The 1,088-nt window shown below is 44.8% G+C and carries 2 protein-coding genes; both read right to left on the bottom strand.

The window, feature by feature from the left end:
* On the bottom strand, positions 1-557 hold a 557-nt coding region (locus ACO6V1_RS24165), incomplete at its 3' end, for an IS630 family transposase (RefSeq protein WP_422469178.1).
* A gap of 16 nt (positions 558-573) precedes the next feature.
* Complete coding sequence (locus tag ACO6V1_RS24160; RefSeq protein WP_422469176.1) at positions 574-1,029, bottom strand: winged helix-turn-helix domain-containing protein; 456 nt, start codon at positions 1,027-1,029, stop codon at positions 574-576.
* Between the last annotated feature and the right edge of the window lie 59 nt (positions 1,030-1,088).

Genomic DNA, 1,088 nt, shown 5'->3' with positions numbered 1-1,088 from the left:
CACTGCCTGCAAGCATATCTGGTGTCATGCAACCTGAAAAAACCTTTCACCACTTCAGGCATTTTTTGTAGTGCTCGCATCTTGCTACGAACAAAACTTGTGAACTCATCTTTGGTCTTCAAAGCGACTTTTCCCAGCTTTTCTTTGAGCTGATTCCAGACCTGTTCATCAGGATTTAACTCCGGAGAATAGCTTGGCAGTATGTGCAGCCCAAGCAGCTTCGGCTCTTGTTCTACATAAGCTTTCGTATATTTTGCCCGGTGTGCAGGATGACCATCTGTGATTATGATCACTGGCTTGTCAACACTTCGGACCAATGACTTCAGATAGTCAACAAACATAAAGCGATCCATTTTCCCGGTAAATGTCCGGTATCTCAGGATACCTTCTGAACTCACTACAGAAACAATGTTCAACCTGTGTCTGGAGCCTGTTGTTTTTACAACTGGAGTTAGTCCTTTTACGCCCCATGTCCTGCCACGATGGCACTCAGATTTTGCTGTAGATTCATCCAGAAAGAAGATGATTGCATCTTGTTCTTCTGCTTGCCGAAGTATCGCGGGATAACGCTCATCAAGCCATTCTTCTATTTTTTTTATCCTGTTCCCAAGCCCCCCAGCGAGGCTTTTGGGGCGAGAAACCCAAGCGTTTTAACAGTTTGCGAACACCGCCAGGTACATACTTGACCTGAAAAGTCTTTTCAATGAGTGCTGCTATGATCTGGCATGTCCACAATGTAGTTTGGTAGCCATAATCAATAGGTGTTCGGGTTCTCAGAAGTAGCTTTAGCTGTTGCTCCTGAACGGCTGACAGTCTTGGCTTGGGGCCAGTTTTACCTGTACGGGTTTTCAGGCCGTCCCAGCCACGCTGTTTGTATCGGTCTATCCATTGATAGACTATTTTTCTTGAGGTTCCATACTTGTGAGCAAGATTTGTAGGACTCATACCTGCATTCCAGTCCTTTATTGCTTTGAATCGAATTTCTTCCCTGATGGAGTCTGAAAGCCTGCGACCGTCAATATTATTCATTACTGCCTCATTTATGGAGGTATGAAGGTATGAAGGCGAGAATAATATCATACGACGGT

This window comes from Endozoicomonas sp. ALC013 (assembly GCF_049310205.1).
Taxonomy (GTDB): domain Bacteria; phylum Pseudomonadota; class Gammaproteobacteria; order Pseudomonadales; family Endozoicomonadaceae; genus Endozoicomonas.
This window is presented reverse-complemented; position numbering and strand designations above follow the sequence as displayed.

Bases quoted from the DNA above. Each gene is read 5' to 3' on its own strand.
- ACO6V1_RS24160 (WP_422469176.1), bottom strand. From the start codon at position 1,029: ATGAATAATATTGACGGTCGCAGGCTTTCAGACTCCATCAGGGAAGAA.